22 protein-coding genes and 1 tRNA gene are annotated in these 19478 nt (G+C 47.1%); 19 read left to right on the top strand and 4 right to left on the bottom strand.

Features of this window, described 5'->3' with window-relative positions; genetic code table 11:
- The first annotated feature begins 29 nt into the window (after window positions 1-29).
- The 4 genes from B4F99_RS02210 (at window position 30) to trxA (ending at window position 2910) form a co-directional block, all read left to right on the top strand.
- Window positions 30-608: a TetR/AcrR family transcriptional regulator gene (locus B4F99_RS02210; RefSeq protein WP_052018985.1), complete on the top strand. Its 579-nt coding sequence runs from the start codon at window positions 30-32 to the stop codon at window positions 606-608.
- 74 nt (window positions 609-682) lie between these two features.
- Complete coding sequence (locus B4F99_RS02205) at window positions 683-1456, top strand: electron transfer flavoprotein subunit beta/FixA family protein (protein WP_214852942.1); 774 nt, start codon at window positions 683-685, stop codon at window positions 1454-1456.
- 13 nt (window positions 1457-1469) lie between these two features.
- Window positions 1470-2435 (top strand): electron transfer flavoprotein subunit alpha/FixB family protein, encoded by a 966-nt coding sequence (locus B4F99_RS02200; protein WP_214852945.1) that lies wholly within the window; start codon window positions 1470-1472, stop codon window positions 2433-2435.
- 163 nt (window positions 2436-2598) lie between these two features.
- Window positions 2599-2910, top strand: coding sequence for a thioredoxin (gene trxA / locus B4F99_RS02195; RefSeq protein WP_023468994.1), 312 nt, complete (start codon window positions 2599-2601; stop codon window positions 2908-2910).
- Window positions 2911-2969: 59 nt separating this feature from the next.
- Here trxA and B4F99_RS02190 read toward each other — a convergent pair whose 3' ends face one another.
- Both B4F99_RS02190 and B4F99_RS02185 read right to left on the bottom strand, forming a co-directional pair.
- On the bottom strand, window positions 2970-3347 hold the full coding sequence (locus B4F99_RS02190; protein WP_214852948.1) for a VOC family protein: 378 nt from the start codon (window positions 3345-3347) through the stop codon (window positions 2970-2972).
- Between the two features lie 14 nt (window positions 3348-3361).
- Window positions 3362-4684: a dihydrolipoyl dehydrogenase family protein gene (locus tag B4F99_RS02185; RefSeq protein ID WP_290755035.1), complete on the bottom strand. Its 1323-nt coding sequence runs from the start codon at window positions 4682-4684 to the stop codon at window positions 3362-3364.
- 82 nt (window positions 4685-4766) lie between these two features.
- Between B4F99_RS02185 and uvrC the strand changes: the two genes are divergently transcribed.
- Entirely contained in the window at window positions 4767-6551 is a 1785-nt protein-coding gene (gene uvrC, locus B4F99_RS02180) for an excinuclease ABC subunit UvrC (protein ID WP_290755033.1), read from the top strand.
- A gap of 41 nt (window positions 6552-6592) precedes the next feature.
- On the opposite strand, the gene B4F99_RS02175 is transcribed toward uvrC, so the two are convergent.
- Both B4F99_RS02175 and B4F99_RS02170 read right to left on the bottom strand, forming a co-directional pair.
- Window positions 6593-7207, bottom strand: coding sequence for a PH domain-containing protein (locus B4F99_RS02175; RefSeq protein WP_023468990.1), 615 nt, complete (start codon window positions 7205-7207; stop codon window positions 6593-6595).
- Window positions 7208-7324: 117 nt separating this feature from the next.
- Window positions 7325-7744 (bottom strand): DUF2507 domain-containing protein, encoded by a 420-nt coding sequence (locus B4F99_RS02170; RefSeq protein WP_290755032.1) that lies wholly within the window; start codon window positions 7742-7744, stop codon window positions 7325-7327.
- Window positions 7745-7957: 213 nt separating this feature from the next.
- Between B4F99_RS02170 and B4F99_RS02165 the strand changes: the two genes are divergently transcribed.
- From B4F99_RS02165 to clpX, 14 genes are all read left to right on the top strand, one after another.
- Entirely contained in the window at window positions 7958-8575 is a 618-nt protein-coding gene (locus B4F99_RS02165; protein ID WP_214852958.1) for a succinate dehydrogenase cytochrome b558 subunit, read from the top strand.
- A 19-nt stretch (window positions 8576-8594) separates the two neighbouring features.
- Window positions 8595-10358: a succinate dehydrogenase flavoprotein subunit gene (gene sdhA, locus B4F99_RS02160; protein WP_023468987.1), complete on the top strand. Its 1764-nt coding sequence runs from the start codon at window positions 8595-8597 to the stop codon at window positions 10356-10358.
- Window positions 10358-11164, top strand: a complete 807-nt coding sequence (gene sdhB, locus B4F99_RS02155) for a succinate dehydrogenase iron-sulfur subunit (protein ID WP_023468986.1) — start codon at window positions 10358-10360, stop codon at window positions 11162-11164. Before sdhA ends, sdhB begins: the two co-directional genes overlap by 1 nt.
- Window positions 11165-11220: 56 nt before the next feature.
- Window positions 11221-11676 (top strand): acyl-CoA thioesterase, encoded by a 456-nt coding sequence (locus tag B4F99_RS02150; protein ID WP_290755031.1) that lies wholly within the window; start codon window positions 11221-11223, stop codon window positions 11674-11676.
- Window positions 11677-11741: 65 nt separating this feature from the next.
- Window positions 11742-12005, top strand: coding sequence for a phosphocarrier protein HPr (locus B4F99_RS02145; RefSeq protein WP_012371023.1), 264 nt, complete (start codon window positions 11742-11744; stop codon window positions 12003-12005).
- Between the two features lie 86 nt (window positions 12006-12091).
- Complete coding sequence (gene racE / locus B4F99_RS02140) at window positions 12092-12898, top strand: glutamate racemase (protein WP_035406391.1); 807 nt, start codon at window positions 12092-12094, stop codon at window positions 12896-12898.
- Entirely contained in the window at window positions 12899-13654 is a 756-nt protein-coding gene (gene rph / locus B4F99_RS02135) for a ribonuclease PH (protein ID WP_214852967.1), read from the top strand.
- Window positions 13651-14244: an XTP/dITP diphosphatase gene (locus tag B4F99_RS02130; protein WP_290755030.1), complete on the top strand. Its 594-nt coding sequence runs from the start codon at window positions 13651-13653 to the stop codon at window positions 14242-14244. The genes rph and B4F99_RS02130 overlap by 4 nt, the downstream gene beginning before the upstream one ends.
- Before the next feature lie 5 nt (window positions 14245-14249).
- Window positions 14250-14759 (top strand): metallophosphoesterase family protein, encoded by a 510-nt coding sequence (locus B4F99_RS02125; RefSeq protein ID WP_214852973.1) that lies wholly within the window; start codon window positions 14250-14252, stop codon window positions 14757-14759.
- Between the two features lie 73 nt (window positions 14760-14832).
- Window positions 14833-14906: transfer RNA gene (locus tag B4F99_RS02120), tRNA-Arg, on the top strand.
- A 102-nt stretch (window positions 14907-15008) separates the two neighbouring features.
- Entirely contained in the window at window positions 15009-15533 is a 525-nt protein-coding gene (locus B4F99_RS02115; protein ID WP_290755027.1) for a hypothetical protein, read from the top strand.
- Between the two features lie 26 nt (window positions 15534-15559).
- A complete protein-coding gene (locus tag B4F99_RS02110; RefSeq protein WP_290755026.1) occupies window positions 15560-16546 on the top strand; it encodes a hypothetical protein in 987 nt (328 codons plus the stop codon).
- A gap of 110 nt (window positions 16547-16656) precedes the next feature.
- On the top strand, window positions 16657-17949 hold the full coding sequence (gene tig, locus B4F99_RS02105; RefSeq protein WP_023468978.1) for a trigger factor: 1293 nt from the start codon (window positions 16657-16659) through the stop codon (window positions 17947-17949).
- Between the two features lie 234 nt (window positions 17950-18183).
- A complete protein-coding gene (gene clpX / locus B4F99_RS02100; protein WP_023468977.1) occupies window positions 18184-19449 on the top strand; it encodes an ATP-dependent protease ATP-binding subunit ClpX in 1266 nt (421 codons plus the stop codon).
- Window positions 19450-19478 lie beyond the last annotated feature (29 nt).

Raw genomic sequence — 19478 nt, 5'->3', positions numbered from 1 at the left:
ATTCATTTTATGCGTTAGGAGATAGTGGAATGAAACGAACAATGTCAAAGAGTGACCGCATCATTGATGCCGCCGTAAAAGTCATCGCTAAAAACGGCTACCATGGAGCGAAGGTGACCGCCATCGCAAAGGAAGCCGGTGTTGCGGATGGAACGATCTATCTGTACTTCAAGAATAAAGAACACCTACTGATTTCGCTATTCCAAGCGAAAATGGGAAGCTTCATCGAATATTCCGAAGGACAAATCGCGAATCACACGTCAGCGACGGAACAATTGGCCGCATTGATCGAGGCACACCTTGAGCAATTATCCGTCGATTATGATTTGGCTGTCGTCACGCAAATCGAGCTACGTCAATCCAACCAAGACATGCGCCAAAACATTGCCGCCGTCTTGAAACCGTATCTGCATCTGATTGACCGTGTCATCAAGCACGGGATGACGACAGGCGAGTTTTCAAACGAACTCGATTATCGATTAGCGCGTCAGATGATCTTCGGAACAATCGATGAGGTCGTGACGAGCTGGATGGCAAGTGGATTCAAATATGAGTTGCTTGAGACACGCGACGGGATCCATCGGATGTTGATCAAAGGGCTGAGTTAAGCCCTTTTCATGACAACAATCATGTAAGCGGATACAAAGAATGATGGTGAATAGACGACAAGGGGGAGCATGAGATGGAAATCTATGTACTGTTGAAACGCACATTCGATACGGAAGAAGCAATCCAACTCGAGAATGGTCAAATCGATGAGGATGGCGCTGAGTTCATCATTAACCCGTACGATGAATATGCGGTAGAAGAAGCGATTCGTGTCCGTGATGCACAAGGGGGAACGGTGACGGTCGTGACGGTCGGACCGGAAGATGCGGACAAAGAATTACGAACAGCACTCGCAATGGGAGCGGACCAAGCAGTTCGCATCTCGATTGAAGATGATATCGAAGAGGCAGATCATTTCACGATTTCTGAAGTGCTCGCTGGTTATTTAAAGGAACAGACAGTTGATCTCGTCATCGCTGGAAACGTCGCAGTTGATGGCGGAAGTGGTCAAGTGGCACCACGCGTCGCAGAATTGCTCGATATTCCTTACGTGACGACGATCACGAAACTAGAGCTCGACGGTACGAAAGCTGTCGTCACACGCGACGCTGAAGGGGATACAGAAACGATTGAAACAACACTTCCGTTACTCGTCACTGCGCAGCAAGGGTTGAACGAACCACGTTACCCAAGTCTTCCGGGGATCATGAAAGCGAAGAAGAAGCCGCTTGAAGAACTCGAACTCGATGATCTCGAACTCGATGAAGATGAACTCGCACCACGTCTAGAGACGATCGAACGTTTCTTACCACCGAACAAAGCAGCCGGTAAGGTCCTTGAAGGTGAACTGAACGAGCAAGTCGCACAGCTCGCATCATTATTACGCAACGAAGCAAAAGTGGTCTAAGGGGGAGAAACGAATGACAAAAGCATTAGTACTCGCAGAATCACGGGATGGCAGTTTACGGAATGTGTCGTTTGAGGCTATCGCAGCAGCGCGACGTGTCGCAGACGAAGTCATCGCAGTCCTGATTGGACACGATGTCGCTAAGGATGCCGACGTACTAGCGTCACGCGGAGCGGATCAAGTCCTCGTCGTCGAGGATGAGCGTCTTCTACACTACACGCCAGACGGTTATGGACAAGTCTTCCTTGAGTTGATGAATCGGACGTCACCTGACGTGCTCGTCTTCGGTCATACGTCGCTCGGCAAGGATCTATCACCGAAGATCGCGGCAAAACTGCAAGCTGGTCTAATCAGTGATGTGACGGCGATTGAAGGGGAAGGTGCGGAAGCAACGTTCATCCGACCGATCTATTCAGGGAAAGCATTCGAGAAAGTCAAAGTCGCAGAAGGCAAGACACTCTTTACGGTCCGTCCGAATAACATCGATCCGCTCGAAACGGGGAGTTCACAAGGCACGGTCGAGTCGGTCACAGTCGAGCTGAAGGATTTACGGACGATCGTCGCAGACATCGTACGTAAAGCAACAGGTGGTGTTGATTTATCAGAGGCAAAAGTCATCGTTGCGGGTGGACGCGGTGTCAAGAGCTCAGACGGCTTCGCACCGTTACAAGAACTAGCGGATGTTCTCGGAGGAGCAGTTGGTGCTTCGCGTGGTGCTTGTGATGCGGATTACTGCGATTATGCACTTCAAATCGGTCAGACGGGGAAAGTCGTTACACCAGACTTGTATATCGCGTGCGGGATCTCGGGTGCGATTCAACACTTAGCGGGGATGTCGAATGCAAAAGTGATCGTTGCGATCAATAAGGATCCAGAAGCGAATATCTTCTCTGTCGCGGACTACGGGATCGTCGGAGATTTGTTTGACGTCGTGCCGTTATTGACAGCTGAATTCAAAAAAATGCTTGTTCACGGATGAGTGAATGTACCGGTGCCATGCAGATGGTACCGGTATTTTTTTTACGAATTCTTCACGTGAGCAGTTTCGTTTGTTGGAAGAGACTGCTATGATATACTCGAATCAATAAAGAGATCACCCATTTTTTTACCGGGTTGATCTACTCATTAGGAGGTTATGATCAATGGCAATCGTACACGCAACTAGCCAATCATTTAAAGAAGAAACACAAGAAGGACTCGTTCTTGTTGATTTTTGGGCAACATGGTGTGGACCATGTCGTATGCTCGCACCAGTTCTTGAAGAACTCGATGCTGACATGCAAGATGTAAAAATCGTTAAAGTTGACGTGGATGCAAACCCAGAAGTAGCTGGAGCATTCCAAGTTCAAAGTATCCCGACACTCGTTCTCTTCAAAGATGGACAACCTGTCAACAAAACGATGGGCTTCATGCCAAAAGACGCACTTAAAGAATTCGTTGAAACATCTAACTAATTCTTTCCTGCATATTAAAACAGACCGTTCTGCACAGGCAGAACGGTCTGTTTTTTAGATTACATTGGCGTACAAAGTTCGATGAGGTGACCATCGGGGTCGAGGACATAGGCGACGACTTGCCCCCATGGTTTTTTAACAGGAGCAAGGACGGTCTCATATCCTGCCTCCACCACCTTCTGAAAAAGAGTCGGGACGTCATCCGTGACGAAACCAATCTCTAACGTCTGATGCGCTTTTCCGCTTGGGATCGTGTAATCCGGAATCAACTGTTGCACGTCTTCACGCGTATTGAAGGCGAGTGTCGTCTGACCGGTCTCGAACTCGATGTAGCTCCCGTGCTCCGCCTTGACGGATAGTCCAAGGACGTCTCGATAGAATGTCAGCGTCTGTGCAGTATCTTCAACGTATAAAATCGTATAGCCGTATTGAATCATCAAAAAGCCTCCTATCAATCCTCGAATAACGAAGCGATATCTGAAGCCGGTGTCGGGTAAGCGAATCCAGTCTGTTGCATCGAAGTACTTGGAATCCGGTGTTGCATCGCAAACGAGAAATAGTTTGCTAGTTCCGCTGCATTGACACCGATGAAGTGTGCGCCGAGTACTTGATCATCTTCCCCGACGAGCACTTTCGCCCGAGCGAAACTGTCTTTGATCCGTGCGTTCGTTTGCCAGGAGGACGTATCAATCAAGCGACCACGGTAAGGAATACCTGCTTTTTTCAAAGCAGCTTCCGTCTCACCGACAAGGGCGAGGTTCGGAGCAGTGAATACGACGCTAGGTACAGGGAGCAGCTCCAGTTTCCGGTTGTTCCCTTCGAGCATGTTGTCGGCAGCGAGTCGTCCTTCTGTTCCGGCAAACGGTGTCAACGCCGGATTCCCGCTGACAGCAACATCTCCTGCGGCATAGATATGTTCGACGGAAGACTGGAGATACGCATTGACATGAATTCCTTTTTCGTTATGCGAAACGCCGATGGCTTCGAGACCAAGTTGATCAATACTTGCGACACGTCCAGTCGCATTCAAGACGACATCCGTCTTCAACACATCACCGTTCGATAAACGAAGGGAATCCTCTTCGTAAGCGACGACTTCTGCCTCTTTGATGATCGAGATGCCAAGTGCTCGTGTGGCGTCGAGTAAGACATCGACGAGTTCACTTTCGAATTGTTTTAAAGGATCAGATCGTAAGACGATCGTCACGTCTGCACCAGCAATCCGAGCAAGATGCGCGAACTCGAACGAGATGTACCCGCCACCAATACAGACGAGTCGACGTGGTAGATCCTTTAGTTCTAAAAATTCATTACTCGTTATAAAACGTTCACTACCGGGTACAGTTAATTCGCGAGGTCGTAGACCGGTTGCGATTAAAAACTGTTTCCCTTCGATTTCTTCTTCACCAATTCGAAGACGATGTGAAGAGACGAAGCGGGGTTCGCCGTGGAAATAGTCGATGTCCGCTTCCGCGTACCGCTTTCGTGTCTGCTCCGGGATGGCGCGCGTGTATTCATTCTTGCGCTCCATCAACTGGCGCCAATCGATTGAAATTAATCCCTTTACGCCATATCCGAGCAATCGCTCGACAGCGTCTTTCGTCTCACTACCCGTCAGTAAGATTTTTTTTGCGTCACATCCACGTTGTGCGCATGTGCCACCTGGAGTGAAGTTTTCCACGATGGCAACACGTAGTCCTTTTTCAGCGAATTTATAAGCCGCTTGATTTCCAGCGGAACCTGTTCCGATCACAATGCAATCATATGTACGCATTTTTCATCCTCCGTATGTCATAATCAATGTATGGTATTTACCCGAACGAATAAAACTAAAAACGGTGAAAGGAGACATTTATTTGGGACATCAAGAACATATCAAAGCGAAACTATCCCTTTTGCCGGATGAGCCAGGATGTTATCTGCACAAAAATGAATTCGGTGAAGTCATCTATGTCGGAAAAGCAAAAAATCTCAAGAATCGTGTCCGTTCCTATTTCACGGGAGCACATGATATTAAGACAGAACGCCTCGTCGCGGAAGTCCGTGACTTCGAATACATCATCACAGCGAGTGAACTAGAAGCGTTATTGCTTGAGATGACGCTAATTAAGAAACATGATCCGAAATATAACATCATGTTGAAGGATGATAAATCCTACCCTTACCTGAAGATTACGAATGAGACCTATCCGCGCTTGATCACGACGCGTAAGTTGAAGAAGGATGGCGGTCATTATTTTGGTCCTTATCCGAATGCCTATGCGGCAAACGAAACGAAACGTCTGTTAGATCGTTTATATCCGCTGCGCAAATGCCAGCCGATGCCGAAAAAACTTTGTCTCTATTATCATATTGGTCAATGTCTCGGTCCATGCGAAATCCCGAATCTCGAGTCGGAACAAAAAGCGCTCGTTTCGGAAATCCGCAGGTTCTTGTCCGGGGACACGAAGGAACTCGTCGAAAGCTTGAAACAGAAGATGGCGGAAGCAGCCGAGACGATGGAATTCGAGCGAGCCGGAGAATTACGGGATCAAGTCCGAGCGATCGAGTCGATCATGAACAAACAAAACATGATTACAGCGGATCTGACGTCACGCGACGTATTCGGAATTCATGTCGATAAAGGTTGGATGTGTGTCCAAGTCTTCTTCCTTCGCGGCGGAAAGATGATCGAACGTGATGTCTCGCTTTTCCCGATCTATGGTACGCCGGCAGAAGAGCTTGAGAGTTTCATCGTCCAGTTCTACGAAAAGCACATCAAACCAAGTGAAGTTTATGTACCGCCACTCGTTAATCAGCTTCTGCTCAAAGAGGCGCTCTCGATTAAAATTCACGTTCCGGTCCGAGGATCAAAACGGAAATTACTTGATCTAGCAACGAAGAATGCTGAAAACGCGATCTCGGAACGCTTCGAGTTGTTAGCGAAAGATGAGAAACGGACCGTTCAGGCAGTCGAAGAACTCGCTGACGCGATCGACGTTCATCCATTGTCACGGATCGAAATCATCGATAATGCGAACATCCAAGGAGCGGATGCCGTATCGGCGCTCGTCGTCTTTGAAGACGGTAAACCACTGAAAAAAGAATACCGGAAGTTCAAGATCCGGACGGTTCAAGGACCGGATGACTATGAATCGATGCGGGAAATCGTTCGTCGGCGTTATCGACGCTTGTTACTTGAGGGAGCGCGCCTTCCGGACCTCGTCTTGATTGACGGAGGGGTCGGACAGTTGAATGCTGCTTTAGAAGTCATTCAAGATGAACTCGGCCTATCCCTGCCGGTCGGCTCATTAAAAAAAGATGACAAACACCGGACGAGTCAGTTGTTGTTTGGAGAAGATGCGCAATTGATCGAACTCAGCCCTCGCTCAAGTGCATTTTATTTACTTCAGCGCATGCAAGATGAGGTCCACCGATTCGCGATCACCTTCCACCGCTCGCTTCGTTCAAAAGGGATGACACGTTCATTGCTCGACGAGGTTCCAGGAGTCGGACCGAAACGACGCCAGCAGTTGATTCGTCATTTCGGGTCGATGCGTAGTCTAAGACGTGCGACGATCGAACAGTTGGCTGAGGCAGGATTGCCTGTGAAATTAGCGGAAACCGTCGCTGAATATTTAAGTCAAGCGAATGAAGAATGAAAAAATGCCGTCCTCTTGAAGAGGGCGGCATTAAAAAATAATTAGTTGTTGATGTACTTCTCGTAGTACGAACCGAAATCACGCTGGTTCCACTGATGGTAGTGACCTTGAAGCCACTCGAAGGATTGTTCAGACAACTCCTTGAATGTTTGCGGAACGTTCATGTCGCCTTGGCGAAGACCACCGAGAATCGTGACCGAATGATTTAATGAGCTATTCGCGAACTCGAGCATCTTTTGTCCTTCGTATTGTTTTTCAGCGATGGCAAGTAATGTCTTATACAGATCCTTTACATGCTCCAGTTGTTTTTTATCAACGTCGATCGAATAATGTTTGCCACCGATTTCGAACTTGATCTCGACATCGAGGTCGACTGTTCCAGCCGTTTCGAACATGACGTGGCGAATTGGATAATGTGCATATGGATAGCGGTAGAGTACACGTTTTGAACTGACAGCACTTTCTCCATCAAGGTGAATCAAGGCTAAGTTCGTAAAGCAATACTCGTCAGATTTGGACTTGATCAAGAAATAGATTTTTTCGCCGTCTTCATGTAAAACATAATCGTCAGCGGCTGCCTTGTCGAAATCATCAGGATGAATGACTTGTCCGATATCACTGAATCCCGTTAAATCTGCTGCTAGTTTTTTGAACATGTAAAGTTCCTCCTCGCGATTTGTGTACGCATGATTTTACGATCACTTACTGCAAAAAGTTTCAAGAATCTATTTCGATGTTGAAAATAAAGATTCCTGTCACATTCTATGTAAAGTTCAACCGATTGGTTCGAGTGGATCTTTTGGATCGATTTGGACCGTGATTTGAACAATCTCTTTGCTTGTCTCAGCATATCCTTCCGCAACACATCCGTTAAAACGGGAGAACTGTTCAGCGAGGAAACCGGCTTCGAGTTGAAAGTAGCCTTGTGGCCGTTCATCTCTCGTCGTTTCAGGAGGAGACAGTACGAACGAGATGACCGTTCCTTTACGTTTCTTGATTTCGAGCATTCCCCAACCGGCTTGTTCAAAGAATGAGGCCAATTCAGATTCATCCACGACAGGGAATTGACGCGCGAGACGTTTACCTGCCCAGTAGATGACTTGCCGATAATCCGACCCTAGAAGATCGGTCAGCACATAATCCCGGATCAGTTCGATTCCGAAAAGTGGTGTTTGGTTTGGTGTAACATCCATCATGATTCACTCCTATCTGCCAACCATTATACCGAGATGATTCTAGCAGGTCATTGTTTTCCTGAAAAAATTTGCAGTTAAATGCAACGGCTCGGGTTGTCTTCTAAAAAGGACAGGAGTAGAATAAGTGATGAAAAGACGAATTTCCTTATGAAAGCGCTTTTCTACCAAAATGCGCCAACGGTTGATTGGCAAACAAAAGGGGGGATTTGGATGGCGAATCATCGTGATTTCGTGAGTCGTAAAATACACTCACTGCTCGGCGTCATTCCAATCGGGTTATTTTTACTTTCGCACTTAACGACGAACTACTTCATCGTACGTGGTGAGGAAGACTTCAATAAGGCCGCGGAATTCGTGGGGAGCGTTCCGTATCGATTGTTCTTAGAGATCTTTGTCATCTTCATTCCAATCATCTTGCATGGTGTCTACGGTGTTTACATCGCATTCACGGGTTCTGCGAACGCGGGACGATATACTTATTTCCGGAACTGGATGTATGTCTTGCAACGGTTTAGCGGAGTGTTCCTCGTCGTGTTCATCACATGGCACGTTTGGGAGACTCGGATTGCCGCTGCGATGGGAACAGAAGTTGATGCGAGCATGATGCAGAACATCGTTGATAACGGATTCATGTTAGCGTTCTATATCGTCGGGATCTTGGCAACGACATTCCACCTCGCGAACGGACTCTGGACGTTCTGTATTACTTGGGGAATCACGCAGTCACCAGCATCTCAACGGGCGATGTCTTACGTGGCAGCACTCGTATTCATCGGTTTATCGTTTGTAGGCGTACGCTCGATCTTAACGTTTGCAGGCGTGTTGTAAGGAAAGGGGAACTGACAACATGGCGAACAAGAATCTTGTCATCATCGGCGGAGGGCTTGCCGGTCTGATGGCTACGATAAAAGCAGCAGAGCAAGGCGTACCAGTTAAGTTATTCTCACTCGTACCCGTCAAACGCTCACACTCTGTTTGTGCACAAGGTGGCATCAACGGAGCAGTCAATACGAAAGGGGAAGGGGATTCACCATATCAGCATTTCGATGACACGGTATACGGTGGAGACTTCCTCGCAAATCAACCACCTGTTCAAAAAATGGCGGAAGCAGCACCGAAGATCATCCATATGTTCGACCGCATGGGTGTCATGTTCAACCGGACACCGGAAGGGTTACTCGACTTCCGACGCTTCGGAGGAACGTTGCATCACCGGACGGCATACGCGGGAGCGACGACGGGGCAACAGTTATTGTACGCATTAGATGAACAGGTTCGTAAGTTCGAAGCGCAAGGTTTGGTAGAAAAATATGAAGGATGGGAATTCCTTCGTGCCATCATCGATGACAATGGCATTTGTCGTGGAGCGGTTTGTCAAAACCTCCGGACGATGGAAATCGAGGCATTTGCCGCGGATTCTGTCATCCTCGCGACAGGTGGTCCTGGTGTCATCTTCGGAAAATCGACGAACTCGGTCATTAACACAGGACAAGCGGCAGCAGCTGTCTATCGTCAAGGTGCGATCTATGCGAACGGTGAGTTCATTCAGATTCACCCGACAGCGATTCCTGGTGATGATAAATTACGTCTCATGAGTGAATCAGCACGTGGTGAGGGCGGTCGCGTCTGGACGTATAAAGACGGTAAACCTTGGTACTTCCTTGAAGAGAAATATCCGGCATACGGAAACCTTGTCCCACGAGATATCGCGACACGCGAGATTTTTGACGTCTGTGTCAATCAAAAACTCGGAGTCAACGGGGAGAACATGGTCTATCTTGATCTATCACATAAAGACGCAAAAGAACTCGACGTCAAACTCGGTGGGATCCTTGAAATCTACGAAAAGTTCGTCGGTGATGATCCACGAAAAGTACCGATGAAAATTTTCCCGGCTGTTCACTATTCAATGGGTGGACTATGGGTCGACTACGATCAGATGACGAATATTCCTGGACTATTCGCAGCAGGCGAATGTGATTATTCGATGCACGGAGGAAACCGTCTCGGAGCGAATTCACTTCTTTCTGCGGTATATGGTGGAATGGTCGCCGGACCGTCAGCAATCGCCTATATGAATGAACTTGAGACATCGGTTCATGAGATGAGCGAAGACGTCGTCGAAGCGCATAAGATCGAAGAAATCAATCGTTTTAACGATATCTTATCGATGGAAGGTACAGAAAACGCGTATCAGATCCACCGTGAACTTGGAGAAATCATGACGGATAATGTCACGGTCGTCCGTTATAACGATAAGCTCGAAGAGACACTCACGAAAATCAAGGAACTTCGTGATCGGTTCACGCGCATTTCGGCAACGGACACAGCGCGTTGGAGTAACCAAGGAGCGTCGTTCATCCGTCAGCTCGATCACATGCTCGACTTAGCCGAAGCAATTACGCTCGGCGCCTTAAAACGTGACGAGAGTCGCGGGGCGCACTACAAACCGGACTTCCCGGAACGTAATGATGAACAGTTCTTGAAGACAACGATGGCTCGTTATACGAATGGTCATCCAGAAATCTTCTATGAAGATGTCGACACGTCGTTGATTCCACCGCGGAAACGCGACTACAGTAAGAAGTCGAAGAAAGAGGTGAAAGCATAATGGCGACACCACTCGAATCATCTACTACGCAAAAATCGGTTCAATTCATCGTTCAACGTCAAGATGGACCTGATGGTAAACCGTATGATGAAGCGTTTGAAATTCCGTACCGTCCGAACATGAACGTCATCTCTGCTTTAATGGAGATTCGTCGTAATCCTGTGAATGCAGCCGGTGAAAAAACGACACCGATCAACTGGGATATGGGTTGTCTAGAAGAAGTATGTGGCGCTTGTTCCATGGTCATCAACGGTACACCACGTCAATCGTGTACGGCACTCGTCGATAAACTCGAACAACCGATCCGCCTTCAACCGATGCAGACATTCCCAATCGTTCGTGACCTTCAAGTCGACCGTCAGCGCATGTTTGATGCGTTGAAAAAAGTTAAAGCATGGGTCCCGATCGATGGAACGTACGACTTAGGTCCAGGACCACGGATGCCAGAGAACAAACGTCAATGGGCGTATGAGTTATCGAAATGTATGACATGTGGCGTGTGTCTCGAAGCATGTCCGAACGTTAACGATCGTTCGACGTTCATCGGACCAGCATCGATCTCGCAAGTTCGTCTATTCAACTCGCATCCAACAGGTGCCTTCCATAAGGAAGAACGTCTTGAAGCGTTGATGGAAGATGGCGGGATCATGCAGTGCGGTAATGCTCAAAACTGTGTCGAGGTTTGTCCGAAAGGCATTCCGCTGACGACTTCGATCGCAGCGATGAACCGTCAGACGACACTTCACTCATTCAAGAAGTTCTTCGGTAGTGACGAAGGACGGACAGGTGAAGCAGTTAGTTCATAAGTTATTAAAGAAGGAGCCTGCTCCTTCTTTTTTCATTCAGACAGGAGGAACCGATTGTGCGCGTACCAGCTTATATTTCAGAACTCGAATCATGGCTTGAACAAATGAAACATGGAACACGACTCGACGTCGCTGTTCGTTTTGCAGAGACGGATGCCTATGGTCATATGAATAACAGGGTACCGTTCATCTATTTCGAGGACGTTCGGACATTGATGTTAGAGGAGACCGGATACTCGCTTGCAGAAGACGGGATCATCGTCGTTGCGGATGCCCAGTGTAATTACATTCGCCAAGTGTATCCACGGACACGTCTCGCCGTCTATGCGTACCCAGTACATGTCGGAAGTGCATCGTGTGACGTCCATTATGCGGCATTTGATGAACAGGGTGAACTGATGTTCACAGGACGGACATCGATGGTACAAATCAATCGTGCCGGGAAAGCATTCCCATGGAGTGAGGCATATAAAAATTCCTTGCAGAATCGATTCGAATCCGTTATCATTTGATAATGAGTTCACATATTCGAAAACGACTCACTAGTACGTTATTAGTGAAGGGAGATTTCTTAATCATGGAAAAAACATTCAAAGTCATCGCGGATTCAGGCATTCACGCTCGTCCCGCTACTCAGCTCGTCAACACAGCTTCTAAATTCCAATCAGACATCAACTTGGAATACAACGGAAAGACTGTCAACTTGAAGTCAATCATGGGTGTTCTTTCACTCGGAATCGCGAAAGATTCAGATATCAAAATCGTTGCAAACGGTGACGATGCTTCTGAAGCAATCACGACTCTTTCAGATATGCTGACTAGCGAAGGTCTTGCTCAGTAATCCTGTAATCGTACATTCTCGGACGTCGGTCTTGCACCGTCGTCCTTTTTTGTTACCATAAGATTGATAGAAAGAGGTGGAGAAGAGTGAATCGAGCGATTGGAGTACTGGATTCCGGAGTCGGTGGATTGACGGTCGCACGTGAATTGATGCGACAGTTGCCCCATGAGCGAATCATCTATGTCGGGGATACACTACGTTGTCCGTATGGTCCGCGTCCAGAAGAAGAAATTCGTGAGTTTACGTGGGAGATGATTGATTATCTCGTACAACAAGATGTGAAATTGATTGTGATCGCCTGTAATACAGCTACGGCTGTCGTCTTAAAAGAAGCGCGAGAACGTTTAAATATACCTGTCATCGGTGTCATCGATCCGGGTGCCCGTGCAGCAGTCAAGGTGACACGTACGAAACGAATCGGTGTCATCGGAACGAAGATGACGATTACAAGTAATTCCTACGAGAAGGCATTACGACATGTCGAAGGACAAGTCGTCGTTGAATCGTTAGCGTGCCCGCCATTCGTTCCGCTCGTCGAGTCGATGCAGACGGATGGCGCATACGTCGAACGTGTCGTGGCGAATACGCTACGACCTTTGATGAATTACGATATGGATACACTAATACTCGGGTGCACCCATTATCCGCTTTTAGCAGATGTCATTGGACGGGTCATCGGACCAGGCGTTCAACTCATCTCTTCAGGGGATGAAACCGCACTCGAAGTAGCAGCACTACTTGACTACAACACGATTTCAGCAGATGTGACACAAACACCAGAACATCGTTATTACGCGACAGGCGATATCCGCTCATTCGACCAAATTGCAACGGACTGGCTCGATCAGCCCATTCATGCGGAGCGCATCGTCCTTGGAACGGAGGAAGATTAAATGCGGACAGACCAACGAACGGCGGACGATCTCCGTCCAGTACAGTTATCAGTTGACATCAATAAACACGCGGAAGGTTCGATTTTGATTGAACTGGGTGATACGAAAGTCCTCTGCACGGCGACCGTCGAGGAAAGGGTACCACCATTTCTACGTGGAAAACGCCAAGGCTGGATCAATGCGGAATATTCGATGTTACCGCGGGCAACCGCTCAGCGGACTGCACGAGAAGCCGTTCGCGGCAAACAGACGGGGCGGACGATGGAAATCCAACGTCTCATTAGCCGATCACTTCGGGCGGTCGTCGATTTAGAAAAACTTGGTGAACGGACGATCTGGATCGATTGTGACGTCATTCAAGCTGATGGCGGAACACGAACAGCATCGATCACCGGTGGATTTTTAGCACTCGTTCGAGCTATCGATCAACTGATTCAAGCGGGAAAATTGACCGATACACCAATCAAAGAGGGCATCGCCGCCATCTCAGTTGGAATCGTCGGATCGAATGCCTTACTTGATTTATGCTACGAAGAGGATGCTGCAGCTGAAGTCGACTTCAATCTCGTCATGACGTCATCCGGTAAAATCGTCGAGATGCAAGCAACAGGAGAAGAGTCGACCTTTTCCCGTCAAGAGATGCTCGAAATGCTCGAACTTGGGGAAAAAGGTATTAAGGAACTGATTGAAACCGGTCGCGAGGCACTCGGTGTTTCGTGGTGGTATGTAGGAGAAGAAGTGGGGGAGCATAAATGAAAGTCATCGTCGCAACACATAACGCTGGTAAAGTGAAGGAACTCAAAAGCATGCTTGGGCGTCTCGGCTATACAGTCGAGTCGTTACTCGATCATGCGGATGCTAAAGAAACGGATGAGACAGGTGAAACATTCGAGGAGAATGCACTCTTAAAAGCAACAGAAGCAGCAGCCTACTTTGGTCACGCAGTACTTGCTGACGATTCAGGTCTTGAAGTCGATGCTTTAGATGGCGCTCCAGGTGTCTACTCGGCACGCTTCGCGGGTCTTGAAAAGTCGGATGCAGCGAACAACGCTCTACTACTTGAAAAGTTAGAAGGTGTTCCGGAAGAGGAGCGGACGGCACGCTTCGTTTGTGTACTCGCGCTAGCAAAACCAACAGGCGAAACATTGACGGTACGCGGAACAATGGAAGGGCGAATCGGTTTTGAAGCAAAGGGATCGAACGGTTTCGGTTATGACCCATTGTTCGTCACGGCAAGTGGACAAACGGCTGCTGAGTTGACGAAAGAAGAAAAAGCGATGATCAGTCATCGTGGCAATGCATTGCGCAAGCTCGAACAGGACTTAACTACTTTCCTAGGAGTGTGATGAAAATGAGAGCGTTGATCGTTAGTGATAGCCATGGACTAGAACAAGAACTGCTTACGATATTCGAACGGCATCAGGACGTGGATTTGGCTTTTCATTGTGGAGACTCTCAATTGACGCGCGACATTGAATCGTTATATCCATATCGTGTTGTACGGGGGAACTGTGATTATGGACACGATTTCCCGGAAGAAGTCACGTCGGAAATGGACGAGCATAAGGTCCTCTGTGTCCACGGACATCGTCAGGACGTCAAATATAGCCTAGATGTCTTGCAACATCATGCGAACGAAAAGCAAGCTGATATCGTTTTGTATGGTCATTCTCATGTTGCGAAGGCGGAGTATCGGGATGGTGTGTTATTCATCAATCCAGGATCGATTCGGATGCCACGCCATCGCCCAGACAAGACGTATGCGATTCTTGAAGTAGAACAAGACCGCTATTCTGTCGATTTTCTTGACATGAACGGGGATCGCGTCAATGCACTTCACCTCGACGGAACATTTTTGTAATAAAATAAATGCAATCTTTGTAATGTGATTGACACGAAAGAATTGTTCTAGTATAGTTTATTCGTGTTGACACGTCCCAATAGCTCAGCAGGATAGAGCAACGGCCTTCTAAGCCGTCGGTCGGGGGTTCGAATCCCTCTTGGGACGCTATAATTAAAATAGAGACTGCCCTTACGAGGGCGGTCTCTTTTTTTTATTTCAATTTTCGCTTATAATTAAGGTATCATGAACTTGAAAGGGATGAAAGCGATGTGGAAGAAAGTTGGAACAGTCCTGTTACTCAGTACGTTTCTTGTAGGATGTAGTGAGATTTCAAATACAGTTGATGATGCAAAACAACAGGTCAACGATGTGAAAAATAGTGTCGATTATGCTGGAGAACTTCAAGGGATTGCGAAAGATACCGCACAAGTCACGTCCGACTTATCTTCTTCTTTGAATGAAGCGGCTACGAAAGCACGCGAATCCACGAATCCGGAGCAAGCGCTCGACCAACAAATCGAAAAGTTAAAGGAAAACGGAACGATTGATCAGTTCAATCAAGAGCTGGACCAAATCGACCAACGATTGGCGGGACTTGAAAATCCACCGCAAGAGTTACAAAATTTAAGTGCAAAGCTCGAGCAGTTCGTGAATCAATCAGAAGACATCACACGACTTCTTGAAACAGACGTCTCTCTCGATACATTAAATCGTCTCGGTATCGAACAGGCAGGGAAATTACAAGATGCGATCACGAACTGGACGTCTTTGCTCGATCCGTTTACGAAATAAGTAGTTGAATGAAGGAGTGCAGGAATATGGAGACATCCCGCTGGATGGAACACGAACTAGAAGCAGAACGAGCTCGGGTCCTCCGTTTGCCGGCAGCTGAACAAGAACGGCTGGTAAAAGAATTAGAGACTGACCAATTGATAGGAGAAGATGTATTATACCGACTCTATGTCATCCAGCCGTTTTTACTGCATGACCGTGAACGATACGAGACTGTAGCAGAACGTTTTCTTGAAGTCGAGGGTGTGGAGCAAGTGCTCGCACTCTTTCTTTATGAACTCGGAGAACGGTATCCAATGAAGCTCGCTCTACGCTCGGCGTCACCGTATCTGCCGTATGGACTTGCGCTTCGATTAGACGAGATTAAACAGCGGATGACGGTGCGAGAACAAAAGACGACACCGGTTCAAAAAAACAATGTTACTCAGAGTGCCGTAACTTCTGGAACGGCGTTGATGCATGTGTTGCAACATGGAAGCTGGGTCGAACAAATGCGCCATTTGGCTGGTGCTGAATTCGAACGGACACCTGCGCTCTTTGACTACATTACACACAAGTATCTTCGTGCTCAGGATACAGAACATCAAAGCCTAATCGTCATCGATCAGTTATTAGGAAGTGTGATTGAGCATCTGTCCTATCCGGCAGACATTTATGTGCCGCATTTAGATGTACACTGGACGATCTCGACGCGTCAGGATTTAGAAGAAGTGCTGATTGCACATCAACAGGAACAACAAGCGTTACTCGCATCGATGCATACATTAGAACGAATGGATCCTTTTCGAGCCTTGCTCGTCTTGCGTTCGGACCAGTTGATTCATCTTGAAGAACGAGAAGCAATCGGGTCGGATATGGAGAAATGGCTCCTCGCATGCGAAGAACTAGCAGGGTTGTCGTTTGAAAAAGAAGAGCCGGAACGTGTCTTAAGTCCGCTAGCAAAGCGATTATATCAGGGAGTGCATATCCTCTATCCGGAAGTCATCGCATTCGAGCAAATTTACTTCGATTGAGACATCCGGAAACGATTCGTTCAACAGTGGTAATCGTCAGAACGATTGTGCTATAATGTGACTTGTTGTACACACATGTACGCTAATTGACAATTTTGGAGGGACTCAGCATGACTGCAAAATGGGAAAAACAATCAGGTAGCCTCGGCGTCCTCACGTATGAAGCGCCTGCTGAAGCATTTGATAAAGCGGTAGACCAAGCGTTCAAGAAAGTCGTTAAGACTTTGAACACACCAGGTTTCCGTAAAGGAAAAATGCCACGCGCAATGTTTAACAAAATGTACGGTGAAGAAGCACTGTACCAAGATGCACTCGATATCCTTTACAAGGACACAATCGAAGGTGCAGTCGTCGAATCAGGAATCGAGCCAATCGCGCTTGAAAACATCGACGTTGAAACACTCGAAAAAGGCAAGCCGGTCGAATTCAAAATCACGTTCGTCATCGAGCCAGAAGCTACACTCGGTGAGTACAAAGGTCTTGAGTACACAGCAGTTGAAACGAACGTTACTGACGAAGACGTCGACGCTGAACTCAAAACATTGCAAGAACGCGGTGCAGAACTCGTCGTTAAAGAAGATGGCGTCATCGAGAATGGCGATACAGTCGTATTCGACTTCGCAGGTTTCGATGGGGAAAACCAATTCGACGGCGGAACTGCTGAGAACTACTCACTCGTCATCGGTTCTGGAAACTTCATTCCTGGATTCGAAGAGCAAATGGTCGGTTTAAAAACTGGCGAGCAAAAAGATCTTGAAGTGACATTCCCAGAGGAATACCACGAAGCATCACTCGCTGGAAAACCAGTTACGTTCAAAGTAACAATCCATGAAGTCAAAGCGCAAGAGCTCCCTGAATTGACAGATGAGTTCGCAAAAGAGATGGATGAAGAAGTTTCTTCACTCGACGAGTTGAAAACAAAAATCCGTACGCGTCTCGAAAACACACGCAAACAAGAAGCTGATGCTTCAATGCGCGATGAGTTAGTCGAAGCGGCTACGAAAAACGCGACAGTTGATCTTCCAGAAGTCATGGTCGAAAACGAAGTCGAGCGTATGGTTCAAGAGTTCACACAACGTATTCAATCACAAGGTATCGACCTCAACATGTACTTCCAGTTGACTGGAACGACAGAAGAAGCAATGCGTTCTGAAATGAAAGAGCAAGCGGAAGAGCGCGTTAAAGCACGTCTCGTCCTTAAGCAAATCGTTGCTGACGAAAAAATCGAAGTAACAGACGAAGAAACACAAACTGAACTTCAATCAATGTCAGAACTCTACAACATCCCTGCAGATCAACTTGAAACGATGCTTGCACCACAAGGGGGGCTTGAAACGCTTAAAGGCGACCTTCAATTCCGTAAAGCTATCGATGTTCTCGTCGACAACGCAAAAGCAAAATAAGCCATTTCATGGTTTTCGATCGACTTCAAGCCCAATTTCTGGTCTTGGAGTCGATTTTTTTGTACGATAGGTCAAACAAGGACAAACAATCCTTGGTTCAGAACATCAAACTGTAAATCGTTCGTCCAGGATTTGAAAGACTTTCCTTGTTCATGCTACAATCATAAATAGTAAAACGTGAGACGGGATGCTACAGGCGTCCATACAATTTCCACGTTAAAGGGGTGGACCTTTATGTTTAAATTCAACGAAGAAAAAGGTCAGCTAAAATGTTCTTTCTGTGGAAAGACACAAGAACAAGTACGCAAACTTGTTGCTGGACCTGGCGTTTACATTTGCGACGAGTGTATCGAACTCTGCAATGAAATCGTAGAGGAAGAACTCGGTACAGAAGAAGAAGTCGAGCTGAAGAATGTTCCAAAACCGCATGAAATTCGTACGACACTTGACGATTATGTCATCGGTCAAGAAAAAGCGAAAAAATCGTTATCTGTAGCGATGTATAATCACTACAAACGAATCAATGCTGGTGGTCGCGCAGATGATGTCGAGCTCTCAAAATCAAACATCGTCATGATCGGTCCAACAGGTAGCGGTAAGACACTTCTTGCCCAAACGATGGCACGTATCTTAAACGTACCGTTTGCGATTGCAGATGCAACAAGTTTGACGGAAGCCGGTTATGTCGGTGAAGACGTCGAGAACATCCTGTTGAAACTCATCCAAGCAGCGGACTATGATGTCGAGAAGGCTGAAAAAGGAATCATCTACATTGATGAGATCGATAAGATCGCTCGTAAATCAGAAAATCCGTCAATCACACGTGATGTTTCTGGTGAGGGTGTTCAACAAGCCTTGCTGAAGATTTTGGAAGGAACTGTTGCAAGTGTACCGCCACAAGGTGGACGCAAACATCCGCATCAAGAATTCATCCAAATCGATACGACGAACATCCTGTTCATCGTTGGTGGAGCATTCGATGGTATCGATCAGTCGATCAAACGTCGTCTCGGTAAAAAAGTCATCGGCTTCGGAAACGATTCAGAGAACCGTAACCTCACACAAAAAGAAATTCTAGCAGCCGCATTGCCAGAAGATCTTCAAAAGTTTGGTTTGATTCCTGAGTTCATCGGTCGTTTGCCAGTCATGGCAACACTCGAGCCACTCGATGAAGAGGCACTCGTTCAAATCTTGACGAAACCGAAAAACGCCCTCGTGAAACAATATAAGAAAATGCTTCAACTTGATGATGTCGAACTCGACTTCACGGAAGATGCACTTCTTGAGATTGCGAAGCTCGCAATCGAACGTAAAACAGGTGCGCGTGGTCTTCGTTCAATCATCGAAGAAACTATGCTAGATATCATGTTCGAAATTCCATCGCGTGAAGACATCGCGAAAGTCATCATTACAGCAGAAACGTTGACTGGTAAGCGCGGTCCAACGCTTGAGTTGAAAGATGGTACAATTGAACATGGGAAAGAAAAAGAAACGGCGTAACACCGTGACAAATCGGCTCGGAGGCTACT

The sequence above is a fragment of the Exiguobacterium sp. UBA3491 genome, from assembly GCF_002377745.1.
Lineage (GTDB): Bacteria > Bacillota > Bacilli > Exiguobacteriales > Exiguobacteriaceae > Exiguobacterium_A.
This window is presented reverse-complemented; position numbering and strand designations above follow the sequence as displayed.